Origin of the sequence: Citrobacter braakii (genome assembly GCF_002075345.1) — a bacterium.
Classification (GTDB): domain Bacteria; phylum Pseudomonadota; class Gammaproteobacteria; order Enterobacterales; family Enterobacteriaceae; genus Citrobacter; species Citrobacter braakii.
Genome location: NZ_NAEW01000005.1, coordinates 223,649 through 248,250, shown reverse-complemented (window position 1 = coordinate 248,250; position 24,602 = coordinate 223,649). Strand labels below are relative to the sequence as shown.

Sequence of the window (24,602 nt, the reverse complement as noted above, 5' to 3'; positions counted from 1 at the left end):
TACAGAAATGTTAAAAATTTTGAGCTGGCTCGCACAAGCGAGACCTTTTTTAACTTTTGTAATCAGCGTTTTTCGGCGTCAGATAACGTTCTTCGAAGATATTCGCCGGAACCGGCCGGGCAAACAGGAACCCTTGTGCCACTTCTACCCCCGCTTGTGATAACCATTCGCGTTGCGCTTCGGTTTCGACGCCCTCAGCGATCATCTGCAAATTGAGGCTATGCGCCAACTGAATGATGGCGGAGATCATGCTGCAATCTTCAGGGACGCCATCGACAAACATCTTATCGATTTTGAGTACATCCACCGGGAGCGACTTCATGTGCTGCAGCTGCCGCAGGCCCGCATACCCCATACCAAAATCGTCCAGCGCGATACGCACGCCCGCGTTGCGCAGCGGGCGTAAAATAGCCACAGCGGCATTAGGATCATCAATGTGCCGGCTTTCGGTCACTTCCAGAATCAACGTCCCAGGCTTGATGCGATAGCGGTTTAGCAATTCCAGCAGATCCGACACCATACTCGGATGCATCAGCTGTAGCGCAGACAGGTTCACCGAGAGCGGCAGCATCAGGCCGCGTTCCTGCCAGGCTGACAGCTGGCGACATGTCTCCTCCAGCACCCAGTAACCGACCGTCACCATCAGGCCACAGGACTCAATCCTGTCGATTAACCCTTCTGGCAGCTCCCAGCTTCCGTCTGGCTGCTGCATTCGCAATAATGCTTCTGCGCTCAATACCTTACCGCTGGACATCTCCACCTGCGGCTGCATCCAGAGCGCAAACTGATGGTTATCCAGCGCGGTAAGAATATCGTTCTCTTCCGTCAAACGCTGTTGCGCCTCTTCCATCTGCAACGGGTCAAAGAACTGAATCCGGTTTTTACCCTTGTGACGCGACGTTAACACAGCTGAGAGTGCGCGGTGGTAAAGCTGTTCTGCGGTCAAATCGCCATTAAACATCGCCACCCCAATGTTGCAGGTAGGACGGAGTTGAATACCCTGAATCGGTAATCGCTCGTTAACGATAGTGAGCACTTGCTGACCTAGCGTAATAGCATGCCAGGGTTCTTTCACACCATGTGCGATGATGGCAAAGTCATAGCCGCTCACCTGGGTAAGCACCATTCTGGGGGCCAATACTGACTTCAGCTTTTCAACCAGCGTAAGCAGCAGGATTTCCCGCTGGGTCTCGGATAACACACCCGCGGTATCACGTAGGGTTTCGCAGGTGACAATCATCAGCGCCGTAGTCTGCTGACGATTCACAACCTGCTCCAGCAGCGCCATCAGAAACGACTTGTTGGGCAGCTCAGAAACCGGGAATCGCATTGAATGGTCGCTTTGCTCTTCACTGCGGCGCTGAATCAGTTGCTGATTGAGGTTGTAGCTACGCACCAGCAGGCCAATCTCGTCGTCCTGATGCAGACGCGGCAATGCCAGCTGATAGCCAATCAGATCCTGCTGGGGAATGTCGTTCAGCTCACGCGCTATTTTACGTAATGGATGCAAAATCAATCTGTTAATACACCATGAGATGGCTACCGTGAGTATTAACGAGAGAAGTAAGTAAATGGTCACTAACGTTGAGAGCGTACTCATCACGAACTTGTACATACGGTACGAATCCGCCTGTAGCACCAGATACGCCAGCGGTTGCGGATTCGCTGAACGCTCAAGAGAATAGACCGGCAGCGAAATTTGTACCGGAAGTTCAAACAGGCGAGTCACCGTAACCGGAACCGGGCGTTCAGGAATAAAGCTCATCCGCAGCGCCTGAAACTGATTGGGAAGCACCACATCGGCGCGGCTGACCACGCCTGCTGGTCGAATACTTCTTAAAATAGCTTCTGCTTCGGGAATATCCCCTTTCAGGATCGTGCCCGACAGAGGTTCACGGACGGAGCGAGCGATACTTTCCAGTTGCGTAGCCGTGTTGTAGCGATTCTGCTGGACCAGATGGAACAACAAAACGGTGCAAAAAATAAACACAAACACCATGACAACGGCCGCAACCATTGCCATCTGCTTAATTGTTAACGAGCGACTGACACGCAAACTGACTCTCCACGGATAGACGAAACTGCCGTCAGAGTATACCCGATCGTAGCGGTATTAAGAGAGGCGGTATCTGAAAACTTCCCAGCATGCATTATCCCGACAGGATAGGCACCTGGCGACGAGATTTATCAGCATTTAAGCCGAAAAAGGCCGCAAGGTTCCCCCCTGCGGCCTGGTTCGGGCGCATGTTGCCATCACGGCAGACAGACGCCCGCAAGGTGCATTACTTCCCGTTACGCAGCCAGCTCACAATCAGGCTGGCAATAATGCCAGCGATGATCGGAGCCGCTAAATCGTGCCAGAAGGCCACGCCTAACTGTGCGAGCGTCATATAGCCGCCTGTGTTGCAATGGCAACTGTTCGCGGCTATTCTTAACTTGTCTGGAGTCAAGTTAGCCCCCGTCTTGTTGCCTGGTTTATACCTAACAACGTGCGGGGGTTTTCTCTTTCCAGCAACCTATGCCGCCGGGGATCAAGCCCCCGCAACATTGCGCCTCACCGGGAATTCCCGGCTTGCCGCTGATTCTACGGTAGCCTACTTGCCATATCACTGCGCAATATACGGCTCTGCGTAGCGCCTCGCATTTCACCTGTTTTCTCACCATTACGCTGGAAAGATTCTTGCCAGTTGGCAACATTCCTGCCGCTCTTCAATACAGAAAAAGACATATCTCATTGATATCTATACCTTCATTTTCTGGCACAGCGATTGCTATTTGACTGTGAGCTGTTCTGTTCCGAATCAAAGGAGATATCATGTCTGACTGTCGTACTTACGGATTCAACACCCAGATCGTTCACGCGGGGCAACAACCCGACCCTTCTACTGGCGCGCTCAGTACGCCTATTTTCCAGACTTCAACGTTTGTTTTTGACAGCGCCGAACAAGGTGCCGCCCGCTTTGCGCTCGAGGAGTCCGGGTACATTTACACCCGTTTGGGTAACCCCACCACCGATGCGCTGGAGAAAAAGCTGGCGGTACTGGAAAGAGGTGAAGCCGGGCTGGCAACCGCATCCGGTATTTCTGCCATCACCACCACGCTGCTGACGTTGTGCCAGCAGGGCGACCATATCGTTTCCGCCAGCGCGATTTACGGCTGCACCCACGCGTTTTTGTCGCACAGCATGCCGAAGTTTGGGATTAACGTCAGCTTCGTCGATGCGGCAAAGCCTGAAGAAATCCGCGCCGCCATGCGCCCGGAAACCAAAGTAGTGTATATCGAAACACCCGCTAACCCGACGCTGTCGCTGGTCGACATTGAAACGGTAGCCGGTATCGCCCATCAACAAGGCGCATTGCTGGTGGTGGATAACACCTTTATGTCACCGTACTGCCAGCAGCCTTTACAGCTAGGCGCGGATATTGTGGTGCACAGCGTCACTAAATATATCAACGGTCACGGAGACGTGATTGGCGGCATCATTGTTGGTAAGCAGGAGTTTATTGACCAGGCGCGGTTTGTTGGTCTGAAAGATATCACCGGCGGCTGCATGAGCCCTTTCAACGCGTGGCTGACGCTACGCGGCGTTAAAACACTGGGTATACGTATGGAACGCCACTGTGAAAACGCATTGAAAATCGCCCGCTTCCTCGAGGGGCATCCATCCATTACCCGCGTTTATTATCCGGGCTTGTCTTCACACCCGCAGTATGAGCTGGGCCAGCGACAGATGAGCCTGCCAGGAGGAATTATCAGCTTCGAAATCGCTGGCGGCCTCGAGGCTGGCAGACGGATGATCAATTCTGTAGAATTGTGCCTCCTCGCGGTCAGTCTCGGTGATACCGAAACCCTCATTCAGCACCCAGCGTCTATGACACATTCGCCCGTTGCGCCAGAGGAACGGCTTAAAGCAGGTATTACCGACGGGCTTATCCGTCTTTCTGTAGGTCTTGAAGATCCAGAAGATATTATTAACGACCTTGAACACGCCATCAGAAAGGCAACATTCTGACCATTATGACCTGAACCGACGCCGATCGGTTCAGGTTGTTGAGAATCAAGGCACAACAGTCTGGTAATACGCGCAATCCTGTTTCGGGGAGTGCGCGTATTTTGGGCAGGGGGTTCTATGCAGGACGACACATTACAACTAAGCAACAATACAGCAACCACCGTACCATTCTCAAAGAAAATACCGTTTACGAAATACGACTTTGGCTGGGTATTACTGTGTATCGGTATGGCAATTGGTGCTGGAACGGTACTGATGCCGGTACAAATAGGCTTAACAGGCATTTGGGTATTTATCGTCGCCTTTATTATTGCCTATCCAGCAACCTATATTGTGCAGGATATTTATTTAAAAACATTATCAGAAAGTGAAACTTGTAATGACTATACCGATATTATCAGTCATTACCTGGGAAAAAACTGGGGCGTATTTCTTGGCGTCATCTATTTTTTGATGATTATTCACGGCATATTTATCTATTCCTTATCCGTGGTTTTTGACAGTGCCTCATATATCAAAACCTTCGGCTTAACCGATGCCGATCTTTCACAATCGATAATCTATAAAGTGGCCATTTTTGCCGTGCTGGTGGCCATTGCTTCCGGGGGAGAAAAGCTGCTGTTTAAAATCTCCGGCCCGATGGTGGTAGTCAAAGTGGGGATCATCATCGTGTTTGGTTTTGCGATGGTTCCGCACTGGAACTTCTCTAATATCAGCGCATTCCCTGAAGCATCGGTCTTTTTTCGCGACGTGCTGCTGACCATCCCGTTCTGCTTCTTCTCGGCGGTGTTTATTCAGGTGTTGAACCCAATGAACATCGCCTACCGCAAGCGGGTAGCGGACCGGGTTCTGGCCACCCGCATGGCAATACGCACACATCGCATCAGTTACATTACGCTGATTGCGGTCATTCTGTTTTTCTCATTCTCTTTTACCTTTTCTATTAGTCATGAAGAGGCCGTTTCGGCCTTCGAACAAAATATTTCCGCACTGGCGCTGGCAGCGCAAGTCATTCCTGGGCAAATTATTCATATCACCTCAACGGTGCTAAATATCTTCGCCGTATTAACCGCATTCTTTGGTATTTATCTGGGGTTCCACGAGGCGATTAAGGGTATTATTCTTAATGTTCTGAGCCGCGTTATTGATGTGGAGAAAATTAATCCCCTGGTGCTTACGCTGGGTATTTGCACCTTTATTGTTATCACCCTGGTGATCTGGGTGTCATTTCGTGTATCGGTACTGGTGTTCTTCCAGTTGGGCAGCCCACTTTACGGGATTGTGTCCTGTATTATTCCGTTTTTCCTGATCTATAAAGTAACGCAACTGGAAAAACTACGCGGGCTGAAAACCTGGCTAATCCTGTTGTACGGGATCCTGCTGTGCCTGTCGCCATTATTGAAGCTGATTGACTAATCCGTTTACAGCGCCGTCAGTCACTGACGGCGCTTAACTCACACTCTCCAGTTGATAGCTGCGAATTTTATTCAGTACCGTGGTATGTGACACCCCCAGCGCTTTAGCGATATGCCGCGACGACACATTCTCTTCCACCATCTGTTCAATAAGCTGGCGTTCAGCACACAAAACCTGTTCTTTAAAAGGACGCTCTGTCGGCGTCAGCTCAACAGCAGGCAAATTCACCATCCCTAATTCTTCCCGCGTAATGACATCGGATTCCGCCATCAGCATCAGGCGAATGATGGTATTTTCCAGTTCGCGAACGTTTCCCGGCCAGGTGTGATGATGCAGGGCATCAAAGCAGGCCTTATCCAGAATGATCCGTCGCTGGAATTCCTTCGCGTATTTCTGCACAAAGTGGCGAATCAATAGGCTGATATCCTGCGGGCGCTCCCGCAGGGGCGGAATGGTCAGTGAAAGTACATTGATGCGGTAATAGAGATCGGCGCGCAGCAGACGTTGTTCCACCATCTCTTCCAGATTGGCGTTGGTTGCCACAATAATGCGCACATTGACCGGAATAATTTGCGCCCCGCCAACGCGACGGATCCCACCATCCTGAAGTACGCGCAGTAATTTAGCCTGTAAGCTCAGCGACATTTCACCAAATTCATCGAGAAAAAGGGTGCCTTTATCGGCCATTTCAAACAGCCCTTTTTTGCCTTTACAATCTGCACCGCTAAAAGCCCCTCTCTCATAGCCAAAGAATTCACTCTCCATCAACGACTCAGGTAGCGCAGAGCAGTTGACCGGAATAAACGGATAAAAACGTCGCTGCCCGGAATTATGGATAGCCCGGGCAAGCAGTTCTTTGCCAGTACCCGTATCGCCGCGGATCAAAACGGTATATTTGCTGTCGGCAATTTTTATCGCCTTTTCGATAAGCGAGTGCATGCTCTGGCTGCTACAAATAATGTCAGAGAAATAGCGCGGGCGTTCCGGCTCAGGCGTTGACAGTTCGCTTATCTCTTCACACAGGTAAGCGACGTTAATAATATCGGCGCGCCGGCCTAAACAGGATTGCACGCAGGAAATATCCTGTAACTGGCGGCACCAGGATTTAATCAGGATCCGTCCAGGTGTGACTTTCATGGAGATGATATTGATATCGCAGCAGGAAAATTCCTTCAGGACATCCTCAACCATCGACAGACGATCAATTGTTTTAATATCCCAGCGTATCGTGACCACATTTGCTCCTGACAGTTAGCAACTGCGAAATAGATATTTCTGTGACGAGAGGAAATCTGACTACATTTTAGACGCTGTGGAATAATGTTCTGCCAGAGGACTCACATTGTGGACGTAAAAACAAAATATAAAAAAACCGGAGCACAAGGCTCCGGTTATCAGGTCATAACCCACGTTTATTGCTGTGGATTTTCATCCTGGTCAACAGCGAAACAGGCCACGAGTTGTCCACCGTAATCCTTCAGCTGCGGCTGAAGCTGGGTACACGGACCAAAACGCCGACGGCAGCGGGCATTGAACGCACAGCCCGGCGGTGGATTCAGCGGACTTGGCAGCTCACCGGTCAGCTTGATACGCTCGCGGCGATCGTCCGGGTTCAGGCGTGGCGTCGCGGAGAGCAGCGCCTGCGTATACGGATGACGCGGATTATTGAAGATCTGATCCTTCGTTCCTTTTTCCACACAGCGGCCTAAATACATCACCATCACCTCATCGGCAATGTGCTCTACCACCGACAGGTCATGCGAGATAAAGACGTATGACAGCCCCAGTTCCTGCTGCAAGTCCATCATCAGGTTCAGCACCTGCGCACGAACAGAAACGTCCAGCGCCGAGACCGGTTCGTCGGCAATCACCACGTCTGGATCAAGCATCAGCCCGCGAGCGATGGCAATACGCTGACGCTGACCGCCGGAGAACATGTGCGGATAGCGGTCGTAGTGCTCGGTTTTCAGCCCCACTTTCGCCATCATCGCCAGCGCTTTTTCACGACGCTCCTCTTTACTTAGCGTGGAGTTGATCAGCAGCGGCTCTTCCAGAATCTGCCCTACTTTCTTGCGCGGGTTCAGGGAACCGTAAGGGTTCTGGAACACAATCTGGATTTTCTGCCGGCGCAGCTTCTGCGCCTGCGGGTCGTGCTTAAGCAGATCCTGCCCCTGGTAATACAGCTCGCCGCCGGTCGGGACTTCAATCATCGTCAGCAGGCGACCAAGGGTGGATTTCCCACAGCCCGACTCGCCCACCACCGCCAGCGTTTTGCCGCGTTCCAGGGTAAAGGAGACACCGTCCAGCGCTTTCACCAGGCGTTCCGGGGCGAACATCCCCTTCTTCACCGGGTAGTGTTTTTTCAGGTCAATTGCCTGCAACAGCGGCTGTGGCAAAGCGGCCTTTTGCGTACTCATAGCCCAGGCCTCCCGGCATCATCAAGTGGGTAATGGCATTTCGACTGACGACCGCCTTCCAGCAGGTTCAGTTCAGGTTCTTCAGCGCGGCATTTGCCAGTCGCATAGGGGCAGCGCGGGTTCAGTAAACAACCGGTCGGACGGTCATATTTACCAGGCACCACGCCCGGCAACGAAGCCAGACGCGCTTTATCCTGAGCGAACTCCGGCAACGCGCGCAGCAACGCCTGGGTATACGGATGACGCGGCGCGCGGAAAATATCCTGCGCGGCCCCGGCTTCCACTACCTGCCCGGCGTACATCACAATGATCTTGTGCGCCGCTTCGGCCACCAGCGCCAGGTCGTGCGTGATTAAGACCAGCGCCATGTTCTCTTTTTGCTGCAATTCCAGCAGTAGCTCGATGATCTGCGCCTGAATGGTCACATCCAGCGCCGTTGTCGGTTCGTCGGCAATCAACAGCTTTGGACGACAGGCAATCGCCATCGCGATCATCACGCGCTGGCTCATCCCACCGGACAACTGGTGCGGATAGACATCCAGACGCGAGGCCGGATCGGGGATCCCCACCAGCGTCAGCAGGTCAATCGCCCGCTGAATACGCGTTTTTTTGTTGCCGCCCTGGTGCACCTTAATGGCTTCCATAATCTGGTAGCCGACGGTGTAGCACGGGTTAAGGCTGGTCATCGGGTCCTGGAAGATCATCGCCACTTCCGCGCCCACTAACTGGCGACGCTCTTTCTCAGAGATGCGCTTCAGGTCACGGCCATTAAACTCCAGATTTTCGGCCATAACGCGGCCTGGGTAGTCAATCAATCCCATGATCGCCAGCGAGCTGACGGACTTACCAGAGCCGGACTCCCCTACAATGCCAACCACTTCACCCTGGTTCACGCTGTAACTAATGCGGTCTACGGCACGGAATTCGGACCCCACATCGCCGAAGTGCACCGATAATTTATCTACATTTAATAACGCCATCTCGAACCTCTTACTGCTTCAGTTTGGGATCGAGCGCGTCACGCAGACCGTCACCCATCAGGTTAAATGCCAGCACCGTCAGCAGGATTGCCAGCCCCGGGAAGGTCACGACCCACCAGGCGCTTTGGGCAAATTGCAACACGTCAGAGAGCATGGTGCCCCATTCCGGCGTAGGCGGCTGTGCGCCCATCCCCAGGAAGCCGAGGGCAGCCATATCGAGAATGGCGTTAGAGAAGCCAAGCGACGCCTGAACAATCAGCGGCGCAAGACAGTTAGGAAGAATATTGACGAACATCTGGCGCATCGCACCGGCTCCGGCCACGCGGGATGCGGTAACGTAGTCGCGGTTAACCTCCACCAGGACGGCGGCGCGCGTCAGACGCACATAGTGCGGCAATGCCACGAACGTCAGCGCCAGCGCGGCATTGCCAATCGAGGGCCCAAATACCGCCACCAGCACCAGCGCCAGTAACAGGCTCGGCAGTGCCAGCATGATATCGACCACACGCATGATGACGTTATCGACAATCCCACCAAAGTAACCGGCAATCAGCCCGAGAATCACGCCCATCAGCAGGGAGAGCACCACCACCAGACAGCCGACCAACAGAGACAAACGCGCACCGTACATCAGGCGGGACAGCACATCGCGGCCCACATCATCAGTACCAAACAGATGCGCCATGGTACCGCCTTCCTGCCACGCAGGAGGAGCCAGCAGCGTATCGCGGAACTGCTCTGCCGGGTTGTACGGCGCGAGGACGTTGGCAAAGACCGCAATCAGGATCATCACTACAACGTACACCAACCCAACAACCGCACCTTTGTTGCGTTTAAAATAGTGCCAGAACTCCTGCAGCGGGGTCATGGGCACCGGTGCAGCAATAACTTTATCTTCAGTAACCTGTGACATGATGGCCCCTTACTTCCTATGCCGAATACGCGGGTTCACCACGCCGTACAGCAGGTCTACCAGCAGGTTGACGAGGATAATCATCGTCGCGACCAGCAGTACCCCGCCCTGTACCACTGGATAATCACGGCGTTGTAGCGCATCGATCAACCAGCGTCCCAGTCCCGGCCACGAGAAAATAGTCTCGGTCAGGATCGCCCCAGCCAATAACGTACCGACCTGCAGGCCGATAACGGTCACAACGGGCAGCATCGCGTTACGCAGAGCGTGAATGATGATGACGCGCATACGGGTCAGGCCTTTGGCGCGTGCGGTACGAATGTAATCTTCACCCAGTACTTCCAGCATCGATGAACGAGTCATACGCACAATTACCGCCAGAGGAATGGTACCAAGCACCATTGCCGGCAGGATCATATGCGCCAGCGCATCGATAAAGTTGCCCTCTTCACCCCAAATGGCGGTGTCAATCAGCATAAAACCGGTCAGGGGATTGGAATCATCAAGGAACACCATGTCGCTCACCCGACCGGAAACCGGCGTCAGGTTCCACTGCACGGAAACCAGCATGATCAGCATCATGCCCCACCAGAAAATCGGCATGGAGTAACCGGTCAGCGCCAGGCCAACGGCAGTGTGGTCGAAAATTGAGCCGCGCTTAACGGCAGCAAGTACACCCACCGGAATACCCACCGCAACGGCGAAAATCATCGCGCAGACGCCAAGTTCCAGCGTTGCTTTAAAGCGAGGAACGAACTCTTCCCACACCGGTAATCGGCTTTTCAGCGAGATACCTAAATCACCATGCATAACCCCCCAGATGTAATGGAGGTACTGCTGCCACATCGGTTTATCCAGACCGAGTTCAGCCAACAGTTGAGCATGACGCTCAGGGGAAATTCCACGCTCACCCGCCATGATCATTACCGGATCGCCGGGGATCATATGAACGAAAGCAAAGGTGAGAAGAGTGATACCGATAAACGTGGGGATGACGAGTCCCAAACGTCGGAGAATGAACTGCAACATAACCCGGATTCTCTCTAATGACGCACGGCCTGGAACCGTGAATCTGTATTGCTCACAAATCTTATCTCCCCCTCCAGCGAGAGGGAGATAAAGCATTACTGTCAGGTGGCGCTACGGTGACCCGACTTAACGGTCCGTAGCGCTGCCTGGCTTGCTTTTAATTATTCGACAGAGACGTTTTCGAAGTGATGTTTGCCTAATGGATCAACCACATAGCCTTTCACTTCTTTACGCACTGGTTCATACACGGTGGAGTGAGCAACAATCAGAGCCGGGGCCTGATCGTGCATAACAACCTGAGCTTGCTTGTACAGTTCAATACGTTTGTTGTGATCGTCGGTCGCACGCGCCGGCTGGATCAGATCTTCAAACGGCTTGTAGCACCAGCGAGAGTAGTTGGAACCGTCTTTCGCTGCCGCACAGCTGAACAGGGTGGCGAAGAAGTTGTCCGGATCCCCGTTGTCACCGGTCCAACCCATCATCACCGCCTGATGCTCACCCGCTTTGGCGCGTTTCAGATATTCGCCCCACTCGTAGGTCACTATCTTGGCCTGAACGCCAATTTTCGCCCAGTCAGCCTGAACCATTTCCGCCATACGGCGGGCGTTCGGGTTGTAAGGACGCTGTACCGGCATGGCCCACAGCTCAACGGTAAAGCCTTTATCCTGACCCGCTTCCTTCAGCAGCGCTTTAGCCTTTTCAGGATCGTAGGTGTAGTCTTTAACGTCGTCGTTATAGCCCCACATGGTCGGTGGGATCAGGTTTTTCGCGGCAACGCCAGCGCCCTGATATACCGCTTTAATGATGGCTTCTTTGTTCACCGCGTAGGTCAGCGCCTGACGGACTTTCACGTCATCAAACGGTTTCTTCTCGGTGTTGAAAGAGAGGTAGCCAACGTTCAGACCGGCCTGCTCCATCAGGTTAATGTTTTTATCCTGCTTCATGCGCGCGATATCTGCCGGGTTCGGGTACGGCATCACCTGGCACTCGTTCTTCTGCAGTTTGGCGTAACGCACGGAAGCGTCAGGCGTAATGGAGAAGACCAGACGGTCAATCTGTGGCTTGGTACCCCAGTAACCTTCGAATGCTTTATACAGAATACGGGAGTCTTTCTGGTACTGCTGCAGCTGGAACGGACCGGTCCCAATTGGGTTCAGATCCACTTTCTCCGGGGAACCGGCTTTCAGCATGTTGTCTGCATATTCTTTGGAAAGAATAGAAGCGAAGTCCATCGCCAGGTCAGCCAGGAAAGGCGCCTCCGGGCGAGTCAGCACGAACTGAACGGTTTTATCGTCCACTTTTTTCACTTCGGAGATCAGATCTGGCAGACCCATCCCTTCGAAGTATTCATAGCTACCGCCAGAGACTTTGTGGTACGGGTTCTGGGCATTTTTCTGACGATCGAAAGAGAACACCACGTCATCGGCGTTTAAATCGCGCGTCGGTTTGAAATCTTTGTTGTCCTGCCACTTCACGCCCTGGCGCAGGTGGAAGGTATAGGTTTTACCGTCTTCGCTGATTTCCCACTTCTCAGCAAGGCCCGGGATCACTTCAGTTGTACCGGTTTTGAACTCGACCAGGCGGTTATAGATCGGTACGGAGCTGGCATCATAGGTCGTGCCAGAGGTGAAAAGCTGTGGGTTAAAGCCTTCAGGAGATCCTTCTGAACAATAAACCAGAGTTTTAGCCTGTACGCTTGCGGCGCAGGTCATAGCCACCAGGCTCAGACCAAGCTTCAGCATCCCTGACTTCTTCAAGGAAATACTCATTCTTCTGCTCCAAATGTGATGTTTGTTGTTTTACCCTTTGCAGTGGGTTTGCACCGCCTGGCCTTTTTTGTTTTTTACCCGGCCGGGTCGGCGTTAAGAGGATAGGGATTCCGTTCACATAAGCGACTGAGTTGCAGTGCGGATTCTCCATGAAATGCCCCTCATGCCCTACAATCTGTCAACAGAATGTGAAAACGTCAATACAGGTAACCGTGATTTACACCAACGGTGAGAATTCGCAAACAAAGATTAAAAAAAGTGCAGAAGGACATTTTCAGCAGGGAAATTTGTGCTACGCGCACTATGCCAGAATAAACATCTTCATATTTCGCAACATTTGGTGATTAACATTTATGCAAATTATTAAAACTTTCTAAATTAATGCTGCATATCTGAGCGATTAATGCCATGAACGCTAAAGCGCACAGCGGAAAATGCCAGGTTCAGCCATAAGTAGCGCAAAAAAAGTTTCAAGCAAATATAAAAAAAGGCAATGGAATATGTCACAGAATCGTTAACAGTCAGTGGGAAGTGGTGCACAATTTTTGCAGATAAAAGGAAGGTCAATTTTGGTCGGAGAGAGAGGATTACTCGCCACTAATGCAAAAAACCCTGCTCGTTGAGCAGGGTTTTGAATTTGGTCGGTGATAGAGGATTCGAACCTCCGACCCCTTCGTCCCGAACGAAGTGCGCTACCAGGCTGCGCCAATCACCGAATGCGGGGCGCATCTTACTGCTCAGCCGCGCCCCCGTCAATCCCTTAGTATCAAAATGCCATTTGATCGGCGAGAAAGTCAGCAGCCCAATTACTGAGCCGTAACCTTCTTCGCGTCCGGGATACGGCACCAGTTATTATTCTCGTTAATACCGCCATTTGGCGAGGTATAACCGAGGCAACCCAAAATAGTGTCGTACAGTTCCACATGACGACGCGGCACCTTCATATCCGCTTCTTGCTTCAGGTGTGCAAACGCCTTCGCATGGTCTGGGTCTTCCAGATATTTGTCTGACATCCACACCAGCATTGGAACGCGGAACTGCTCTGGCGGAGCCATTTTACGCGGCGTACCGTGCAGGTGCTCACGCTCGTTAATCGACTCACCGTGATCGGCGGCGTAGAACACTATCGCTTTCTTATCCCGCAGTTGATCAAACACTTTGGTAATAAAGTGATCTACATAGGTTACCGAGTTATCAAAAGAGTTAATCATCTCGGCTTTCGAGCAACCGCTATCCACATTGACACACTCCGGCTTCCACTGCGCATATTCGCGGGTGTAGCGCTGCGTGTAGTTAAAATGCGAACCTTTGGTATGCAGAATAATCAGACGTTTGCCATCATCATCAGTCGGTTGCAGAGACTGCTGCATTTCGGTAATCAACAGCATATCGTCAACGTTCTTGCCACGGTTACGCGGCTCTGCGCCAATCTGCTCTCGGTAAGCGATGTTCTCCGCCATGGTATTGCTGTAGAACCACATCTCGCTTTGCATCGCGTAGAGGTCTGTCTTGAACCCTAACTGACCGAGCACGGAAAAGACGTTTTGTTCTTTCAGGGTACGCTGCGGGTTTTCTTCCGCCCCACCTTCACGCACAAACATACAGCGCAGCGAAAGCTTGGTCGCTGTGTCACAGGAATATCCACGGAACGCGGCCAGGTTTTTCTCCTGGGCGAGCCTTGGCGTGGTATTTCGCTCATAGCCAAAAATCCCCATATGGTCCCAGCGGGTGGTTTCGCCGATAATAAAGACCACATAGGTGTCGTCGAGGTTCTTGGGCTCAACATAGGTAAATTTCTTCGCCGGGTTCATCAGCGATTTGTTGTCTGAGGATTCATCCACCTGTGCCCAGGCGTACAAACCCAGCGCAGAGAGCCAGTTTGACGGCAAATAAGAGTTCGCCACAACCCCGCCATAGCTGGGTAAATCGATACCAGTTTCTCGCTCCACGCTTCTCTGTTGCATGCTCAGCAGGCGAATTGGTACCCATACCATCAGGCCAGCTAACAAAACCACCGCTACGCTACGCCACCTCATGCCCGGTGTACGAATTTGTCTCATCAACGTGTAGCGGCAGCGGTTACTCCAAATCAGCACCAAGGGAATAATACTGACCGAAACCAGCCACACGATGAAATGCCAGCCGACGACTTCTTTCGATAAATCAATATCCGTGGTCATTACGGAGGCGATAATACCGTAACCAATTACCACGTTCAGGAAGGTCATATAATAACTGGCGCCGGCAGAACACAGCACCAAACAGGTTGCCAGGACACGCCAGGCGCGGCGGCCAAACAAAGAGAGAAGTCGTAGTAAAAAGAAGGTCACCAGCACAGTGCCGGCCAATTCAACAACCGCGGAAAGTCCTTTCCAGACGGTAAAATCGTGCGCATATCCGCTAAAACGACGGAAAAATACAGCACAGTTCATAAACAAACCGATATAGATTGCCAGCAAGAAACTGAGTTTCTGCTGCGTCATCGACTTAATGTATCTCATGCAAACAAACCCTGGAAATCGGGATAAAAAACCCTGAGCAGCGATCAATCAGACCTGACAGAGGAAAAATGCGACAACAGCAGAGGTGAAATGTCTACGGGCGCGGGTAAGTAGACCACAGGAGGGAGCAAAAGTGCTTATAGAGAATGAAAATGGCGCATAAATTTTTGTAAATATATGCGCCAGGTATTAATCATACTACTAATAGATTTAGGCGTGCGCCTCGGTATAGACGCTACGTTGTGGCTGACGAATAGTGGTAGAAAGCGCCAGCGAAATGATTAACAGCGCAAAGATGACGCAGAAGGTCACATAGAACCCGCCAAACAGCGAGGCGATAATGGAACCGCAAATGCTACCGATACCGAAGCCCAGGTAAATAACACCGTAGTTTTTAGCCAGGTTATTCAGACCGAAGAACTCGCTGACCAGTGACGGGAATACGGTGATGGTACCGCCAAAGTTAAATGCGACACAGGCAATTGCCATAAAGAAGGTTACGTCATTCAGCGGCGCGAACAACAGTGCAGCCATACCGACCAGAGAAACAACCTGACCAATGGTGATCACGCGAATACGAGAGATTTTATCGGACAGAATCCCCAGCACCAGACGACCCGACAGGTTCGCGATAGAAATGACGGTAACCGCATTCGCCGCCGTCGCCACATCCATATGCGCCAGGCTTTGTGCGATATCTTTCGCCACGCCAATGACGTACAGACCGCTCATACACGCCGTCAGGAACATGACTGCCAGCATCCAGTACTGCGGTTTGCGCATGGACTGCGCCAGGGTGTAGTCGTTCTCAACTACGCCATTCTTCGCTTTCACTTCCTGATTCGGCGCATCTTTCATCAGCGTGGAGCCAAAGACGATCATCACCAGTACGATTGCGCCCCAAATCATGAAGGTTTTTTCCAGGCCCACGGTGCTCAGCAGTTGGCTGTCGATAAATTTAAAACCGAGGCTGCCAAGGCCATAAGAACCGATGGCAAAGGCGGAAATCAGCCCTTTACGCTCAGGGAACCATTTTACGCAGTTGGAAAGCGTTAACAGGTAACCTGCACCATCCGCCAGACCAACCAGCACACCGGCGCTCAGCCACAGCATAATCAGGCTGTTGGAATGGGCGGTTAAGAAGAAACCGACGCCGAGTAAAATACCGGAGGCCATGGTGACGCGTTTCACGCCAAAACGTTCCTGCAGCTTGCCGGCAACGGAAGAGGAAATCGCCAGCCCGAGGCTCAGCAGGCCAAAGGAAAATGCCACCTGACTTACCGGCGCATCGAGCTTAGAAGAGAGCGCGCCATTAAACAGGCTCCAGGTATAAACAGAACCTAAAGCAAATTGGGTAATAATCGTGCCGATCAGTGTTAGCCAGCGAGTGCGCTGATAATCAGAAGTTTTCATGGCAGTCTTCCTGCATAAGCAAAATGGGAAATTCTCTGCCAACAACCATACCGAAGCGCTTTTATGGCCAGGAGAAAACGGCATGAAATGCCACCAGGACGGAATGAAATGCCTGGAATGCGGAATGAATGACGAGACAAAAAGTCGGGTTACTGGATTTTATCGTAAGAGTTAGTACACGCTATCGCTGAGGGGCGTGTGATTGCTGTTCTCAATATGTAACGGAGATGTTTATATGATGATTGTTTGCGTTAAAATTTGGCACTCACTCCCATGGTGTACATATAGTCGCTGTTATTGGTGCTATTTTCCGCCTGCGAAAGCGCCGCGTAAGCCGCCATGTGCCGGTTCAACAGCATATCTGCGCCAACGGTAACATCCAGCCAGTTACCGTCTTGACCCGCCGCCGTCATGCGACTGAGGCCCGACTGCGCTTTCCAGATATTCTCGCCAAACTGCTGGTTATAGCTGATTTGCGCCCATGGTCGCACATCACCGAACTGAGAATTGACTCGCCAGCCTAACGTGCTGACGCTGGCATGCCACAGCGGATCGTTCTGCGTTACCGACGTCACGCTATCGCCAAATTCGTTGTAAGTAGACGTGGTCGAACCGTCATAATGCAGCGCGGCCACCGGACCGGTCATCACCTGCCTTGAAAGCGGAAAGTTCCAGCCCATACTCATGCCGCTGGTCGCATCCATAGGCGTTTCATCCGCCAGATTCACCACGGGACCCGCCACGTTTTGAGTGGAGCGAATACGTTCTTCCAGAATGTCGTTATAACGTGGTTGGTGATCGCTGTCCCATGTATAACGTTCAGCCGTATGCCCTGACATCGCATCAACGATATATTCTTGTTGCCAGCCATATGCTGTATTGATGAACAGCGCACAAACTACGACGCTCGCCAGAGTTAACCTTTGGCGACCACTACTGTTTCTTATAATCATCAACGCGACTCCAGAAAAGAGCCGAATTCGGCGATATTATTGTCATTGTGTGAAGGATATCGGGCCCATCAGGCCCTGTATTAAATATTGTCTTTTTAGCTGGCGCGTCAAGGCGGGCCGAATGAAATTTTTACGCCAGTAAAAACAGCGAGGAAGAATATGCAGCGTTGCGGATGGGTCAGCCAGGACCCACTTTACATTGCCTACCACGACAAGGAATGGGGCGTCCCCGAAACAGATGGCAACAAGCTGTTCGAAATGATCTGTCTGGAAGGCCAACAGGCCGGTTTATCGTGGATCACCGTGCTAAAGAAACGGGAAAATTATCGCCACGCCTTCCACCATTTTGACCCGGAAAAAGTGGCGGCCATGACCGAAGAGGATGTGGAAAGACTGGTACTGGATGCCGGCATTATTCGCCATCGAGGAAAAATTCAGGCCATTATCGGCAACGCTCGCGCCTTTCTGACCATGGCGCAAAACGGAGAATCGTTTAGCGAGTTCGTCTGGTCATTTGTTGATAACCAACCGCAAGTGACCCGCGCCGCCAACCTGAGCGATATTCCCACCTCTACACCTGCGTCAGATGCACTGTCTAAAGCGTTAAAAAAACGTGGATTTAAGTTTGTCGGCACCACCATTTGTTACTCCTTTATGCAGGCATGCGGCCTGGTCAACGACCATGTCACCACCTGTATCTGTTACCCGGGAGAACAACATGATTCGTGAATCAAAGGCTGACGATCTACCGTCGATTCTGGCGCTGTGGATGGAAAGCACGATCCATGCCCATCCGTTTATCGAAGAACGCTACTGGCGCGAAAGTGAATCCATCGTGCGGGATGTTTACCTGCCAGCCGCACAAACCTGGGTATGGGAAGAAGAAGGGGTGCTCAAAGGCTTTGCCAGCGTCATTGACGACCGCTTTCTCGGCGCGCTGTTCGTCGCGCCTGCCGCCATCAGAAGCGGGATCGGCAAAGCGCTGGTGCAGCATGTACAGCAGCGCTTTTCGTTACTCAGCCTCGAGGTCTACCAGAAGAATCAATCAGCGGTGAACTTCTACCATGCGCTGGGTTTTCGCATTGAAGATGGCGCATGGCAGGAAGAGACTCACCATCCCACGTGGATTATGGGCTGGCAGGCGGATCAAACGCCGTAAGCGTCAACGTTGGTCCGCTGTATTTTTCGAGCCACGCCAGCGCAGTGTTGCCCGCACAGCCATTCCCCAGCTTCGAGCTGGGGAGATCTTTGGTCAGCACGTTGACGGCGCCATTTTTACAAATACCGTTGGCGGCAAGATCCAAATCAGGCCAGGCGCCCTCATGAATACAGATGACACCGGGTTTAATTCCCGTCGTCACGACCGCTCCCGCCAGAACGTGCCCACGCTGGTTCCACACTCTGACCGTGTCGCCATCCGCAATACCGCGCGCTTTGGCATCCTGCGGATGAATCGTGACGGGCTCACGATCCGCTACCGCATACTGTTCGCGCAACGCGCTGTAATTTAGCTGACTGTGCAAACGGTGCGCCGGATGGGCGGAAAGCAGCTGTAACTGGCCCGGCTCGGCGTTACCGAACCACTCATCCGGCTCCAGCCACATCGGATGCCCCGCACAGTCCGCGTAACCGTAACCGGCAATCCTCGCGGAGTAGATTTCAATTTTACCGCTGTCCGTTTTCAGCGGATGCGCCTGTGGGTTGCGGCGAAAATCCGCGAAACGGATAAACTCCGCGCTGGCGGCGTTTTCCGGCATTTCGATCAGCGCATTCCGCTGCCAAAACTCGGTGAATGGCGGCAATGTCACCTGCTGGCTAGCCCCACGCTGCCCGGCAATGTTGTAAAAAGTCTCCAGCCATTCCAGCTCGCTTTTGCCTTCGGTAAATCGCTCATATCCGCCCTTCTCCCAGCGTTCACTCAGCTCGGCAAAGACATCAAAATCATTTCGCGCTTCAGCCTGCGGCGATACAACCTGCTTCATCGGCACCAGATGCTGGTTGCTGTAATCGCCGGTCATGGTCAAATCATTACGCTCAAAAGACGTCGTCGCCGGCAGCACGATATCGGCATGCTTCGCTGCGGCTGTCCAGAAACACTCCGAGATAACCACCAGCTCCGGTTTTTGCCAGGCGCGAATCAGACGGTTGGTGTCCTGATGATGGGTGAAGTTGGCGCCGCCCGCCCACCACAGCATACGGATGTCCGGGAAATGGCGGTCCATACCGTTGTGCTGATAAAAACCACCGGGGTTCTCCAGCGCTTCAACAATTCGCGCCACCGGGATTTTATCTACCGCGTCGGTACCGTTTTTAACGCTGCCCTGCATTGAAGCCAGCACCGCAGCACGGCGCGTTGGGTTGCCGCCGTTGGCAAAATGGTACGACAGCCCAAAGCCGCCGCCAGGCGTCCCGATTTGCCCGAGCATGGCGGCCAGCGTGACAATCATCCAGTGTTTCTGCTCGCCATACTGCTGGCGTTGCATACCCCACCCCGCCATCAGCATGGTGGTGTTTTGGTGAAATATCGCCGCAAGTTCACGTATTTTCGCCGCCGGAACACCACAAATTTCAGCGGCCCATTCTGCCGTTTTTGCAACATCGTCAGATTTGCCCAGCAGATAGTCGGCAAAACGGTCATATCCGGTCGTACACCGGGCGAGAAAGTCCGCGTCGTGCCAGCCGTTTTCCACCAGCGTATGCGCGATACCCAGCATCAGCGCCACGTCGGTCCCCATATGCGGAGCGATCCATTCCATCTTCTCGCCAAAGAAATCGACGCTTTCCGATCGCATCGGATCGATACAGATCAACCGCTTCCCGCTGCCACGCAGTGCCTCAAAGTAAGCGAGGCCCTGCTCGTCGGAGGCGTTCCAGGCAATTTTCAGGGTATTCAGCGGATTGGCGCTCCATAACACCACCACTTCGCTGTTCTCCAGCACCACCGGCCAACTGGTCTGCTGCTGGTAAACTTCGTTACCGCCCACCACGTACGGCATGATGGCCTGCGCAGCGCCTGTCGAGTAATCCCCCAGATGCCCGGTATAACCGCCCGCCAGCGCCATATAACGCTGTAGCAGGGTTGCGGCTTTGTGTAACACGCCGTTGGAACGCCAGCCGTAGGAACCGGCAAAAATCGAGGCCGGCCCGTAGCTGTCACGGATGCGTTTATGCTGCGTATGGATAAGATTCAGCGCGTCGTCCCAACTGACACGAACAAATTCATCCTGCCCGCGCACTCCCTGCGGATTATCCGGCGAGGCGAGAAAGCCTTTACGCACCATGGGAAAACGTACCCGCGTTTTACTGTGTACCTGGTCGCGCACCACGGTTTGCAAAGAGTTGGGATGGGCGGTGGGCAGCGCGCCGCGAGAGGAGAAAACCGTCTCGCCATCGGTTTCGACGAGAATAGGTCCCCAGTGGGCGGCGGTTAACACCGAGTAATGTGCGGGTGAATTAGCCAAGATGGCGCTCCTGAATGCGATGTGACGGCTTATTTATTATGCCGTTCAATGTTACTTACAAATTTCAGAGTCTTCCCTGGAATTTTCTTCATGTTCACACGTCATAATCAACCGCCACGGTCGCTGTGGCAAAGAAGAAAAAGTCATTAAGGAATTAAGATGAAGAAACGTGTTTTTGTTATTGCTGCCATCGTGAGCGGCGCCCTGGCGGTTTCTGGCTGCACAACAAACCCTTACACCGGCGAACGCGAAGCGGGTAAATCCGGCATTGGCGCGGGTATTGGCTCTCTGGTCGGCGCGGGTATTGGCGCACTCTCTTCTTCGAAGAAAGATCGCGGCAAAGGCGCGCTGATTGGTGCGGCGGCTGGCGCGGCCGTTGGCGGCGGTGTCGGCTATTACATGGACGTGCAGGAAGCAAAACTGCGCGACAAAATGCAGGGAACGGGCGTCAGCGTGACGCGCAGTGGCGATAACATCATCCTGAATATGCCAAATAACGTCACCTTCGACAGCAACAGCAGCAACCTGAAACCTGCGGGTGCCAACACCCTGACAGGCGTGGCAATGGTACTGAAAGAGTACAATAAAACCGCCGTCAACGTGCTCGGCTTCACCGACAGCACCGGCAGTCAGGATCTGAATATGCGCCTGTCGCAACAGCGCGCGGACTCCGTGGCCAGCGCCTTAATCACTCAAGGCGTCGCCGCTAACCGTATCCGCACTCAGGGTATGGGCCCGGCAAACCCGATCGCCAGTAACAGCACGGCGGAAGGTAAAGCACAAAACCGCCGCGTAGAGATCACCTTAAGCCCGCTCCAGTAACGTTTTGTGCCGGATAATGGCAGCGTCTTATCCGGCATGAAGCACTTGCCATCGTTGATTTTCGCGTTAAGGTGTTGTCACCAAATTTAGGGAAATCAGCGATGAGCAAATCAACACGGGCAACCATCAGCGATGTGGCGAAAGCCGCAAAAACCGGCAAGACCAGCATTTCACGCTACCTCAACGGTGAAAAGCACCTGCTTTCCGACGCGCTACTGGCCCGCATTGAACAAGCCATTGCCGATCTCGACTACCGTCCCAGCCTGATGGCAAGAGGCCTGAAACACGGTCGTACCCGTCTGATTGGTCTGATCATCGCCGATATTACTAATCCCTACTCCGTCAACGTGTTAAGCGGGATTGAAGCCGCCTGTCGCGATAAGGGCTTTACCCCGCTGGTGTGTAACACCAACAACGAAGTGGATCAGGAGCTGCATTATCTCGACCTGCTGCGCAGCTACCAGGTCGAAGGGATTGTGGTCAACGCCGTTGGAATGCGCGAAGAGGGGCTGAACCGCCTGCAACAGTCTGCGCTACCGATGGTACTGATTGACCGTAAAATCCCCGATTTTGCCTGTGATATGGTCGGGCTGGATAACACCCAGGCGGCAACGGTTGCCACTGAACATCTGGTCGAGCAAGGTTTTGAAGCCATCCTGTTCCTCAGCGAACCGCTGGGCATGGTGAATACCCGCCGCGAACGCCTGAGCGCTTTTCGCGCCACGCTCGCACAGTACCCCGGCGTTATCGCGCAAAATGCCGAAGTCCCGCTAACGGACAATACGCAACTGGATGACACGCTGCGCCAGTTTCACCAGCAGCATCGGGGGATGCGCAAAGCCGTTATCTCTGCCAACGGCGCTCTCACGCTGCAGGTTGCCCGCGCCCTGAAGCGCATTGGCCTTAACTGGGGCAGCGATATCGGCCTGCTCGGTTTTGACGAACTGGAATGGGCGGAGCTGGCGGGCGTCGGTATCACCACGTTGAAACAACCCACATGGCAGATTGGCTACACCGCCGTTGAGCAGGTTGTACGCCGAATTGATGGCGGCTCTGCTGCCATTCAGGAACAGGTATTCTCCGGCGAGCTGATCGTGCGCGGCTCAACCGCCCGTTAAATTTCCTTCGTGATGGTGATCATAAATTCGACATCATGAGCTTTTCTTTGGAACCGGTTCCATCTAGCGTTATAACAAGAATGCTAGTCTGGAGTTTCCATGAAAAGAAAAATTATGGTGGTTACCGCCGCCTACGGCTACGACCAGGTGCGGGCCGCAGGCGGGCAAACGGCAATGTTGCCCATCATTGCCGAAGCCGGTGCTGACGGCGTCGAAATCCGCCGCGAGTTATTAACCGACGCCGAGCTGAAAACGCTGTCCACAATGGCCTCTGCAATCGAACTCTTCGGCCTGCTGGCCTGTTATTCAGCGCCTGAACCGTTATTCCTTGAGGATGGGAACCTGAATCCCCGACTTCCGCAGCTCCTCGAAGAAGCGCAGGCCCTACAGGCGCTGTGGTTAAAAGTCTCTCTCGGTCATTTTTCCCATACCGAACAGTTCGACGATTTACGTGAATGGCTGGACAACAGCGGCATGGAGCTGGTTGTGGAAAACGATCAGACCGCCTGCGGACGCCTGCAGCCGATGCAACGCTTTAATGAAGCCTGTCAGACGCAAAACCTGCCGATATCTCTGACTTTCGATATGGGCAACTGGCTGTGGGTTGGCGACTCCCCGGAACAGGCCGCGCAGAACCTGGCGCCAACCGTCGGATATATCCATGTCAAAGCCGCAGTTACGCATCGCGATAGCTACCGTGCCGTACCGCCTGATGAAGCAGATTCACGCTGGCTGGCGCTGTTAAAAACGCTGCCCAACGATGTTCCGCGCGGTATTGAGTTCCCCCTGGAAGGGCAGGATTTGACGGCGGTTACCCGCCACTACGTCGAGCTGTTACGCGAGGAGTAACACATGAAAAATTCACTGGATGCGGTCACTATTGGTGAAGCGATGGCGATGTTTGTCGCCACGCAAACCGGCGAACTGACGGATGTAGAGCAGTTTATCAAGCGCGTTGCAGGCGCTGAACTCAACGTGGCGACCGGTCTTGCTCGTCTGGGCCTGAAGGTCGGCTGGGTGAGCCGCGTAGGCAACGACAGTTTTGGTCGTTTTATCGTTAAGTCGCTGGAAAAAGAAGGGATAGATGCGCAGGGAGTTACCCAGGACGGGCGTTACGCTACCGGCTTTCAGCTTAAATCTAAGGTCGAAAATGGAACCGATCCCATTGTGGAGTATTTCCGCAAAGGGTCCGCCGCCAGCCACCTCAGCGTTGAGGATTATCACGAGGACTATTTCGCCAGCGCGCGCCACTTGCACCTGAGCGGCGTGGCGGCGGCGCTTTCTGCCAGTTCCTATGAACTACTGGCGCACACCGCCCGCACGCTGAAAGCCCAGGGGAAGACCATCTCGTTCGACCCAAATTTGCGTCCGGTACTGTGGAAAAGCGAAGCCGAAATGGTGGAAAAACTGAACCGGCTGGCATTCCAGGCTGACTGGGTTTTACCTGGATTAAAAGAGGGGATGATTTTAACCGGCCAACAGACGCCTGAAGCCATCGCCGACTTTTATCTGCGCCACGGGGTGAAGGCCGTGATCATCAAAACCGGGGCTGATGGTGCCTGGTACAAAACAGCCAGCGGTGAACAAGGTTGCGTTGCACCGGTAAAAGTCGACAACGTGGTCGATACGGTCGGCGCAGGCGATGGCTTTGCCGTAGGCGTTATCAGCGCCCTGCTGGAAGGCCGTTCGCTGCATCAGGCGGTGACCCGCGGCAATAAAATCGGCGCACTGGCCATTCAGGTTCAGGGCGACAGCGAAGGATTACCCACACGTGAACAATTAGGGGAATAAACTCCCG

General features: G+C 53.2%; 21 protein-coding genes and 1 tRNA gene. 8 read left to right on the top strand and 14 right to left on the bottom strand.

The features are described from left to right. Nucleotides 1-49: 49 nt before the first annotated feature. The gene (gene hmsP, locus BZK42_RS13290; protein ID WP_032931922.1) at nucleotides 50-2,056 is read right to left on the bottom strand and encodes a biofilm formation regulator HmsP; all 2,007 of its coding nucleotides are present in this window, start codon (nucleotides 2,054-2,056) and stop codon (nucleotides 50-52) included. A gap of 226 nt (nucleotides 2,057-2,282) precedes the next feature. Continuing rightward, nucleotides 2,283-2,390, bottom strand: a complete 108-nt coding sequence (locus BZK42_RS28305; RefSeq protein ID WP_141244092.1) for a type I toxin-antitoxin system toxin Ldr family protein — start codon at nucleotides 2,388-2,390, stop codon at nucleotides 2,283-2,285. 425 nt (nucleotides 2,391-2,815) lie between these two features. Here BZK42_RS28305 and megL point away from each other — a divergent pair, with 425 nt between their 5' ends. Next, nucleotides 2,816-4,012, top strand: a complete 1,197-nt coding sequence (megL, locus tag BZK42_RS13280) for a methionine gamma-lyase (protein WP_003023295.1) — start codon at nucleotides 2,816-2,818, stop codon at nucleotides 4,010-4,012. 117 nt (nucleotides 4,013-4,129) lie between these two features. Beyond that, nucleotides 4,130-5,428 (top strand): SLC5/6 family protein, encoded by a 1,299-nt coding sequence (locus tag BZK42_RS13275; protein WP_046274482.1) that lies wholly within the window; start codon nucleotides 4,130-4,132, stop codon nucleotides 5,426-5,428. Nucleotides 5,429-5,461: 33 nt separating this feature from the next. Here BZK42_RS13275 and BZK42_RS13270 read toward each other — a convergent pair whose 3' ends face one another. From BZK42_RS13270 to BZK42_RS13215, 11 genes are all read right to left on the bottom strand, one after another. Next, on the bottom strand, nucleotides 5,462-6,664 hold the full coding sequence (locus BZK42_RS13270) for a sigma-54 interaction domain-containing protein (RefSeq protein WP_080859296.1): 1,203 nt from the start codon (nucleotides 6,662-6,664) through the stop codon (nucleotides 5,462-5,464). 176 nt (nucleotides 6,665-6,840) lie between these two features. Then, nucleotides 6,841-7,845, bottom strand: coding sequence for a dipeptide ABC transporter ATP-binding subunit DppF (gene dppF / locus BZK42_RS13265; RefSeq protein ID WP_003827418.1), 1,005 nt, complete (start codon nucleotides 7,843-7,845; stop codon nucleotides 6,841-6,843). Beyond that, nucleotides 7,842-8,825, bottom strand: coding sequence for a dipeptide ABC transporter ATP-binding protein (gene dppD, locus BZK42_RS13260; protein ID WP_080859295.1), 984 nt, complete (start codon nucleotides 8,823-8,825; stop codon nucleotides 7,842-7,844). Before dppD ends, dppF begins: the two co-directional genes overlap by 4 nt. Before the next feature lie 10 nt (nucleotides 8,826-8,835). Continuing rightward, a complete protein-coding gene (gene dppC / locus BZK42_RS13255; RefSeq protein ID WP_080859294.1) occupies nucleotides 8,836-9,738 on the bottom strand; it encodes a dipeptide ABC transporter permease DppC in 903 nt (300 codons plus the stop codon). A 9-nt stretch (nucleotides 9,739-9,747) separates the two neighbouring features. Continuing rightward, nucleotides 9,748-10,767, bottom strand: a complete 1,020-nt coding sequence (dppB, locus tag BZK42_RS13250) for a dipeptide ABC transporter permease DppB (RefSeq protein WP_016154903.1) — start codon at nucleotides 10,765-10,767, stop codon at nucleotides 9,748-9,750. Nucleotides 10,768-10,928: 161 nt separating this feature from the next. Next, the gene (dppA, locus tag BZK42_RS13240) at nucleotides 10,929-12,536 is read right to left on the bottom strand and encodes a dipeptide ABC transporter periplasmic-binding protein DppA (protein WP_016154904.1); all 1,608 of its coding nucleotides are present in this window, start codon (nucleotides 12,534-12,536) and stop codon (nucleotides 10,929-10,931) included. Further along, nucleotides 12,451-12,687, bottom strand: coding sequence for a hypothetical protein (locus BZK42_RS28945; protein ID WP_137398959.1), 237 nt, complete (start codon nucleotides 12,685-12,687; stop codon nucleotides 12,451-12,453). The genes dppA and BZK42_RS28945 overlap by 86 nt, the downstream gene beginning before the upstream one ends. Before the next feature lie 487 nt (nucleotides 12,688-13,174). After that, nucleotides 13,175-13,251 (bottom strand) — tRNA-Pro (locus BZK42_RS13230). Nucleotides 13,252-13,342: 91 nt separating this feature from the next. Continuing rightward, nucleotides 13,343-15,037, bottom strand: a complete 1,695-nt coding sequence (gene eptB, locus BZK42_RS13225; protein ID WP_080859293.1) for a kdo(2)-lipid A phosphoethanolamine 7''-transferase — start codon at nucleotides 15,035-15,037, stop codon at nucleotides 13,343-13,345. A gap of 210 nt (nucleotides 15,038-15,247) precedes the next feature. Further along, the gene (locus BZK42_RS13220; protein WP_016154906.1) at nucleotides 15,248-16,450 is read right to left on the bottom strand and encodes an L-lactate MFS transporter; all 1,203 of its coding nucleotides are present in this window, start codon (nucleotides 16,448-16,450) and stop codon (nucleotides 15,248-15,250) included. 251 nt (nucleotides 16,451-16,701) lie between these two features. Continuing rightward, the gene (locus BZK42_RS13215; protein WP_016154907.1) at nucleotides 16,702-17,403 is read right to left on the bottom strand and encodes an autotransporter outer membrane beta-barrel domain-containing protein; all 702 of its coding nucleotides are present in this window, start codon (nucleotides 17,401-17,403) and stop codon (nucleotides 16,702-16,704) included. A 159-nt stretch (nucleotides 17,404-17,562) separates the two neighbouring features. Here BZK42_RS13215 and tag point away from each other — a divergent pair, with 159 nt between their 5' ends. Together tag and BZK42_RS13205 are read left to right on the top strand one after the other, a co-directional pair. Then, complete coding sequence (gene tag / locus BZK42_RS13210; RefSeq protein WP_046275777.1) at nucleotides 17,563-18,132, top strand: DNA-3-methyladenine glycosylase I; 570 nt, start codon at nucleotides 17,563-17,565, stop codon at nucleotides 18,130-18,132. Beyond that, entirely contained in the window at nucleotides 18,122-18,562 is a 441-nt protein-coding gene (locus BZK42_RS13205) for an N-acetyltransferase (RefSeq protein WP_016157718.1), read from the top strand. Before tag ends, BZK42_RS13205 begins: the two co-directional genes overlap by 11 nt. Here BZK42_RS13205 and BZK42_RS13200 read toward each other — a convergent pair. Further along, the gene (locus BZK42_RS13200) at nucleotides 18,531-20,864 is read right to left on the bottom strand and encodes a molybdopterin guanine dinucleotide-containing S/N-oxide reductase (protein WP_080859292.1); all 2,334 of its coding nucleotides are present in this window, start codon (nucleotides 20,862-20,864) and stop codon (nucleotides 18,531-18,533) included. The genes BZK42_RS13205 and BZK42_RS13200 overlap by 32 nt on opposite strands. Before the next feature lie 159 nt (nucleotides 20,865-21,023). Between BZK42_RS13200 and BZK42_RS13195 the strand changes: the two genes are divergently transcribed. The 4 genes from BZK42_RS13195 (at nucleotide 21,024) to BZK42_RS13180 (ending at nucleotide 24,595) form a co-directional block, all read left to right on the top strand. Further along, a complete protein-coding gene (locus BZK42_RS13195; protein WP_016157720.1) occupies nucleotides 21,024-21,686 on the top strand; it encodes an OmpA family lipoprotein in 663 nt (220 codons plus the stop codon). Nucleotides 21,687-21,787: 101 nt separating this feature from the next. Beyond that, nucleotides 21,788-22,804, top strand: coding sequence for a LacI family DNA-binding transcriptional regulator (locus BZK42_RS13190; protein ID WP_005133828.1), 1,017 nt, complete (start codon nucleotides 21,788-21,790; stop codon nucleotides 22,802-22,804). A 99-nt stretch (nucleotides 22,805-22,903) separates the two neighbouring features. Then, nucleotides 22,904-23,653, top strand: coding sequence for a sugar phosphate isomerase/epimerase family protein (locus BZK42_RS13185; RefSeq protein ID WP_016154912.1), 750 nt, complete (start codon nucleotides 22,904-22,906; stop codon nucleotides 23,651-23,653). A gap of 3 nt (nucleotides 23,654-23,656) precedes the next feature. Further along, nucleotides 23,657-24,595 (top strand): sugar kinase, encoded by a 939-nt coding sequence (locus tag BZK42_RS13180; protein WP_046275780.1) that lies wholly within the window; start codon nucleotides 23,657-23,659, stop codon nucleotides 24,593-24,595. Nucleotides 24,596-24,602 lie beyond the last annotated feature (7 nt).

Bases quoted from the DNA above. Each gene is read 5' to 3' on its own strand.
- BZK42_RS13275 (WP_046274482.1), top strand. From the start codon at position 4,130: ATGCAGGACGACACATTACAACTAAGCAACAATACAGCAACCACCGTA.
- BZK42_RS13180 (WP_046275780.1), top strand. From the start codon at position 23,657: ATGAAAAATTCACTGGATGCGGTCACTATTGGTGAAGCGATGGCGATG.
- eptB (WP_080859293.1), bottom strand. From the start codon at position 15,037: ATGAGATACATTAAGTCGATGACGCAGCAGAAACTCAGTTTCTTGCTG.
- BZK42_RS13205 (WP_016157718.1), top strand. From the start codon at position 18,122: ATGATTCGTGAATCAAAGGCTGACGATCTACCGTCGATTCTGGCGCTG.
- BZK42_RS13195 (WP_016157720.1), top strand. From the start codon at position 21,024: ATGAAGAAACGTGTTTTTGTTATTGCTGCCATCGTGAGCGGCGCCCTG.
- BZK42_RS13185 (WP_016154912.1), top strand. From the start codon at position 22,904: ATGAAAAGAAAAATTATGGTGGTTACCGCCGCCTACGGCTACGACCAG.
- dppD (WP_080859295.1), bottom strand. From the start codon at position 8,825: ATGGCGTTATTAAATGTAGATAAATTATCGGTGCACTTCGGCGATGTG.
- tag (WP_046275777.1), top strand. From the start codon at position 17,563: ATGCAGCGTTGCGGATGGGTCAGCCAGGACCCACTTTACATTGCCTAC.
- dppB (WP_016154903.1), bottom strand. From the start codon at position 10,767: ATGTTGCAGTTCATTCTCCGACGTTTGGGACTCGTCATCCCCACGTTT.
- BZK42_RS13215 (WP_016154907.1), bottom strand. From the start codon at position 17,403: ATGATTATAAGAAACAGTAGTGGTCGCCAAAGGTTAACTCTGGCGAGC.
- BZK42_RS13190 (WP_005133828.1), top strand. From the start codon at position 21,788: ATGAGCAAATCAACACGGGCAACCATCAGCGATGTGGCGAAAGCCGCA.
- BZK42_RS13220 (WP_016154906.1), bottom strand. From the start codon at position 16,450: ATGAAAACTTCTGATTATCAGCGCACTCGCTGGCTAACACTGATCGGC.
- BZK42_RS28945 (WP_137398959.1), bottom strand. From the start codon at position 12,687: ATGGAGAATCCGCACTGCAACTCAGTCGCTTATGTGAACGGAATCCCT.
- BZK42_RS28305 (WP_141244092.1), bottom strand. From the start codon at position 2,390: ATGACGCTCGCACAGTTAGGCGTGGCCTTCTGGCACGATTTAGCGGCT.
- dppA (WP_016154904.1), bottom strand. From the start codon at position 12,536: ATGAGTATTTCCTTGAAGAAGTCAGGGATGCTGAAGCTTGGTCTGAGC.
- dppF (WP_003827418.1), bottom strand. From the start codon at position 7,845: ATGAGTACGCAAAAGGCCGCTTTGCCACAGCCGCTGTTGCAGGCAATT.
- dppC (WP_080859294.1), bottom strand. From the start codon at position 9,738: ATGTCACAGGTTACTGAAGATAAAGTTATTGCTGCACCGGTGCCCATG.
- megL (WP_003023295.1), top strand. From the start codon at position 2,816: ATGTCTGACTGTCGTACTTACGGATTCAACACCCAGATCGTTCACGCG.